The 5,409-nt window shown below is 63.4% G+C and carries 5 protein-coding genes; all 5 read right to left on the minus strand.

Annotated elements, in window-relative coordinates; translation table 11 throughout:
• On the minus strand, window positions 1-813 hold an 813-nt coding region (locus EOC06_RS31745; RefSeq protein ID WP_164898841.1), incomplete at its 3' end, for a HEAT repeat domain-containing protein.
• 2 nt (window positions 814-815) lie between these two features.
• Entirely contained in the window at window positions 816-2,558 is a 1,743-nt protein-coding gene (locus EOC06_RS31750) for a YaiO family outer membrane beta-barrel protein (protein ID WP_128309644.1), read from the minus strand.
• Complete coding sequence (locus EOC06_RS31755) at window positions 2,558-2,950, minus strand: response regulator transcription factor (protein ID WP_127270163.1); 393 nt, start codon at window positions 2,948-2,950, stop codon at window positions 2,558-2,560. The genes EOC06_RS31750 and EOC06_RS31755 overlap by 1 nt, the downstream gene beginning before the upstream one ends.
• Before the next feature lie 276 nt (window positions 2,951-3,226).
• A complete protein-coding gene (locus EOC06_RS31760) occupies window positions 3,227-3,604 on the minus strand; it encodes a response regulator (RefSeq protein WP_128309645.1) in 378 nt (125 codons plus the stop codon).
• 5 nt (window positions 3,605-3,609) lie between these two features.
• Window positions 3,610-5,409: response regulator (locus EOC06_RS31765; protein ID WP_128309646.1), on the minus strand; the 1,800-nt coding region annotated here is incomplete at its 5' end.

A 5,409-nucleotide genomic window follows, 5' to 3' on the forward strand; every position in this document is an offset into this window, starting at 1 on the left:
GCGTACATCCCAGCCGCCATTTTCCATCGCCTTGATCAGGATGGCCGGCGCATTGGCATGTCCGGTCAGGCCGAGTGCCCGCAATGCGGCTGCGGTAACCTCCGGCGACGGATCGCCGGCCGCGCGGGCAAAGAACTCGCCGAATTGGAAGCCACCGGCGCGGGCAAGCGCATCGATTGCGGCCGCCCTGATGAAAGGCACCGCGTCCTGACGTCCGGCGTAATCCCTGAGCTCGTCGAACCGCTTTGGCGGAAAGCGCCTGAAAAGCTCGATCAGGCGTCGCGAGCGCTGCCCCGCCACGCCGATCTTGCGCAGCGTTACGACCAGCGGCGGCAAGGCGCCAATATCACACAGCGCGATGGCGACGGCGATCCTGACTTCGCGCGAGCGGTCACGATCGAGCGCCGAAAGCAGGTTTGCCACCGCGTTTTCCGAACGCAGCGCCGCCAGCATCTCGGCCGCGTGGACGCGTTCGGCGCCGTTGCCTTTTTCAAGCTGGGTGCCGACAAGGGTCGGCAGGCCACATTCATTGAAGGCTGAAAGGAGCTCGTCGTGCTCCTCGCCGCGCAACAGCGAAATAAACTCGAAGCCGGCATCGATCGCCACCCTCGCCGGTACCGCAAGCAGCGCCGTCTTCAATGCCTCGCGATCCCGATTTTCGGTGAAGGCGATCAGCGCCGTCAGAAGAAGGCGCCGCTGATCGGCGCCCGCCGTCCCCCGGCGCTCCTGCAATACCCGACGCACGATCAGCAGAAGCATGATCGCCAGGGAAAGGGCACTGAGCAGGATGGATAGGTGCCAGATGTACAACATGATCAGAACCGCGCGGTTAGGCCGAGCCCGAATGTGGTTCGGTCGAATGTCGGGCGCTGCTCATGGGCGAGGCTGCCGCGCAGCGTCAGCGGATCGGTAACGTCCCAGGAGATGCCGGCAAAGATGGTACGCGTCGGCACCAGCGAGCCGTCGGAGATCTCGGGGGCATCCGCATAGCCACCAAACACATTGACGCTCGGGATAACTGCAACATCGGCTCGCAGGACATAACCATCGGCGCGCGTGCCGATGTCGTCGGCTGCGTGGACCCAACGTGCCGAAAGCCCCAGCCGGCCGTCCAGGACATAGACCTGCACCCAAGGCGAGATTGTGGTGACCTCGGCGGTGGCGAAATTGTCATAGCGAGCATCGATGTTGAGCGAGAACGGACCGAGCGCTTTCGCGGGCGCCATGATCCGCCACGAAGCGCCGGCCCCGACCGAATATCGTGCCAGGAAGTCGGCATCCGGCGTCGCCGCTGCCAGCACATAGGCCGAAACCGTGGCCGAAAAGGCCTGGTCGATGCGGCCGTCGATCTGAACATCGGTGCGACCGTAGCGAGTCGCCATCCGGGTGTGGCTCGAAATGGTCGTCTGCGGGGTGAGCCGATAGGCAAGGCCGGTCGAACTGTCTGTCCAATCACCAAGTCCATCGGTGAGGTCGCTCACTTCGCTACCGATATCGAGCCGCCATTTGCGCGGCGGTGGTGCGGCCAGTCTCTGCTCGATGTCGCGCGAGCCGGGTTCGAGGGCAAGCGCCTGCCGGTAGGCATCGCGCGCGGCGTCGTCGTCGCCACGGGCGCGGCGCACATCGCCGATTCCCACCAGCGCTTCGGCATTGCGCGGATCAATCGCCAGCACCCGCTGAAACGACTGCTCGGCCCGCGTGTAATCCCGCTCGAGCAAAGAAATCCGTGCGTCGAGGGCGATCGCCTCGGCGTTGCCTGGCGCGGTGCCAAGCACATCATCGATCATCGCGCGGGCGCGCGGCACGTCGCCCTGCCAGATCGCCAGCCGGACCTTGCCGAGGCGGGCGTCGAGAAGGCCGGGCTTGATGGCCAGCGCCTGGTCGAAGAAATGCCCGGCCTCGTCGAATTTCTGTTGGGAGCCCGCCACGAGACCCATGGCGACCAGGATGTCGGTGTTTTTAGGCGCCAGCCCGAGCGCGCGGCGATAGGCGTTCTCCGCCTCGGGCAATTGTCCCGCCGCCCGCAATCTCTGGCCCTTCTCCATCAGGCCGGCGACAGGATCCGGCCGCGGCGGGCGCAGCTTCTTCCTCGCGGTCGCAGGCTTCTGCTTGCTGCTGTCGGCCTGCTGGGCCTTGCGGATGTTGGCGACAAGCGTCGCCGCGTCGGCATTGCCCCGCTCGGCACGCGACACCTCTTCTGCCAGTTGCAGAGCGGCGTCCAGATTGCCGGAGCGGAACTCGACCTGAGCGATGCCGAAGCTGGCATCCAGATAGGTCGGCGCAAGCGCAAGCGCCCTGGAAAAGGCTTCACGCGCCGCCGGCAGATTGTTGCGGCCAAGCTCGGCGAAGCCAAGTTGCACCAGGGCGTCGGCACTGTCGGGCTTGATCGCCAGCGCACGCCGCAACAGCTCCGCCGCCTCGTCGAAATGCTGAGCTTGCCTGGCCTTGACGCCGGAAGCGTACAGTTCGTCGACCGCCTGGGCCAGCGCGGCGGCAGGCGCCGATTCAACCGCCAGGAAAACGCATGCCGCGAGGACGGCGCGACGGCCACGCCACATCAGCGTTTCCCGCTCTTGCGCGCCAGCAGGCGCGCAAGCCGGGCCAGGAGCTCCTCGGGAATGAAGGGTTTCACAAGGTAGTCGTCGGCTCCCTTCTCAAGGGCCGAGACGATGTCCCTTTCGCCCTTGCGGGCGGTCAGCATGACAACCGGGATTTCCGACAAGGCCGGGTCGCTCTTGATGCGGGCAAGAACCTCCAGGCCGTCGGCCTTAGGCATCATCGCATCGAGCACGATGATGTCCGGTGCCTCATGCTCCGCCTTCAAGAGCGCTTCCGCCCCGTCTATGGCCTTGATGACCTCGTATCCCTTTGCCCTGAGCCTGAATTCCATCAGTTCGAGCAAGAGGGGATCGTCATCGCAAATCAGAACTCTTGCCTTCGCTCCGTTCATCAGCCTTGCTCCGGTTCGCGCCTCGTTTTGCCGCTTGCCCCCCGGAGTGATTGATCCATGAACCGACATCCGCCAACGCGGTTCATGCAGACAGACACATTCTTCTCAATCTCTCGCCGAGCTCCGCCGATGCCGCGCGATCATAGACAACCTGATTCGCTACGCCTGCACCTCGGCACAATCAGTAGATGAATAAGGCGACATGGTATAGGAGCCGTGAACGGCGTCGCACAGTCTGCAGCCAGACTGCGCTCGGTGCCCACGCCAAACGTCGGATCAGGCGCGCGATAGAAGCAATCTTTTGACTTCACCGGCAAGCGCAAGCGGGTCGAATGGTTTGGCGATCACCCCTACCGCCCCCATCGCCAGATAGCGTTCGACTTCATGCGTCTGGGTGCGCGCGGTGATGAACACCACGGGTATCGAAGCCGTCGGCCCAGACTGGGCCAAGCGCCTCAGCGTCTCCGGCCCATCCATGTCCGGCATCATTACGTCGAGCAGAATGAGGTCGGGCCGCCATTCGGCGGCATCAGTCAGCGCCTGCATGCCGGACGGGCAGGACCGCACCTCGAATTCCGGCTCGAGCTCCAGCGACATCTGGGCGATTTCGCGGATATCGTCCTCGTCATCCACATAGAGAATCCTTGCGGGCATGAGCGTCACTCCTCGGCGTGCGCGGCAGGTTGAGTGCGGGGCGAAACCAACATGCTCCTGACCAGCTTTGCCACATCGATTTCCGACGCCCTGGTCTTGGTCATGATGGCCTGCACGCGATCACCTAGTTTCTGGTCGAGCTCCGCCGCCGAAAACACGATGACCCCGGTCTCGAGCGGCAGATCGACCAGAAGGTCCAACCCCGAGCCGTCGGGGAGTGCAATATCCAGGATAACCAGGTCGAAGAGATGCTGCGCGATCGCCTCCCGGGCGTCCTTGAGCGTCTTCGCCGAAGTAATCGAGACACCCGAACCCAACCCCTCCGACATCACCGCAAGCACGCCCTCATCGTCCTCGACATGGAGAATCTTCGGCCTCTGCTCGGTCCTGCCAGCAAGGATCTTGGCAAGGGCGGCGTGAAGCCGCTTTGAATCCACCGGCTTCTCCAGCCAGTCGACGATACCGACGGCGCTGCCGTTGAGCGAGCGCCTGGCCTCATCGGCAACGGCGGAGATGACGATGACCGAAATGTCGGAATTCACCGGCGATGCCCTAATGTCGTGGAAGAGTTTGATGCCGGATTCCCCCGCCAGCTTGATGTCGAGGGTCAAGGCCACGTATTCGCGGGACCGCAGAAGCGCCTTTGCGGTGGCGATATCGGGTGCGACGTCGCTGGAAAAGCCTTCCGCATCCAAGAGTGCCGCAATCACTGCGGCGACGTCGGTCTCGTCTTCACAGATCAGAACCCGTAGGCGCCCATCGGGCTTCCGCGTCAGGTGCGGTGGCGGATACGGCCTTGGTTGGTGCCTGCGTACTTCTGCAAGGTCCACGTGGAACGAGGTTCCCTTGCCTTCCTCGGTTTCGAAGGAAACGGCTCCGCCCAGTTTTTCGGTAATGGCCTTGACGATGCTCAAGCCCAGGCCGGTGCCGCCTATCTTACGGGTGCTGGAGGCGTCGGCCTGCTCGAACTTTCCGAATATACGGCTGCGGAAAGCCTCCGGGATGCCAGCGCCCTGGTCCATCACGGAAATCCGCAGCATTTCGTGGTCATGACGCTGGAATTTCACTGTGACAGTACCGTCGGCATGCGAGAACTTGATCGCATTCGACAGGAGGTTCGCCATCACCTGATGCAGGCGATCCGGATCGATGTTGGCCTCGGCGCGCGGCGCATCGTCGATCAGAACGATCCTGATCCGGCTGTCAGCCATGTAGTTGGAGCTGGCGGCAATGGCCTGCTCCAGGACCTGACGGACAGGCATCTGCTTGATCTTGAAGGTGATCACGCCCGATTCGATCTTCTCCATATCCAGAATGTCGTTGATGAGAAGAACCAGCCTTTCGCTATTGGTGTGCGCGATGTTGACGAGATTGGCGGCCTTGGGCGGCAGTTCGCCGGCCACACCGGCCGCAATCAGGCCAAGCGAGCCGCGGATGGAGGTCAGCGGGGTCCGCAATTCGTGGCTGACCGTGGAAATGAAATCATTCTTGAGCTGCGCGGTGCGCTTCTGCTCGGTGATGTCGCGATTGTAGGTGATGACGCCGACGATCTTGCCGGCCTCGTCGCGGAAAGGGGCCTTGAGCGTGTAGAGCCAACCTTGCCGGCCATCCGGGAAAAGCGCGGGCTGGTCGATCCGCAACGTCTGCCCGGCCTCCAGCGCGCCCATCTCATCCTGCCGGAAGCGCTCGGCCACCTCCCTGGGGTAGAAATCGAAATCCGTCTTGCCGATCAGATCGTCGACCGAAGCGGCGCGAACCATTTCGGCGGTGGCGGGGTTGGCGGCGATGAAGCGGCCGTCGACATC

Origin of the sequence: Mesorhizobium sp. M7A.F.Ca.MR.362.00.0.0 (genome assembly GCF_004023175.1) — a bacterium.
Lineage (GTDB): Bacteria > Pseudomonadota > Alphaproteobacteria > Rhizobiales > Rhizobiaceae > Mesorhizobium.

Bases quoted from the DNA above. Each gene is read 5' to 3' on its own strand.
- EOC06_RS31750 (WP_128309644.1), bottom strand. From the start codon at position 2,558: ATGTGGCGTGGCCGTCGCGCCGTCCTCGCGGCATGCGTTTTCCTGGCG.
- EOC06_RS31755 (WP_127270163.1), bottom strand. From the start codon at position 2,950: ATGAACGGAGCGAAGGCAAGAGTTCTGATTTGCGATGACGATCCCCTC.
- EOC06_RS31760 (WP_128309645.1), bottom strand. From the start codon at position 3,604: ATGCCCGCAAGGATTCTCTATGTGGATGACGAGGACGATATCCGCGAA.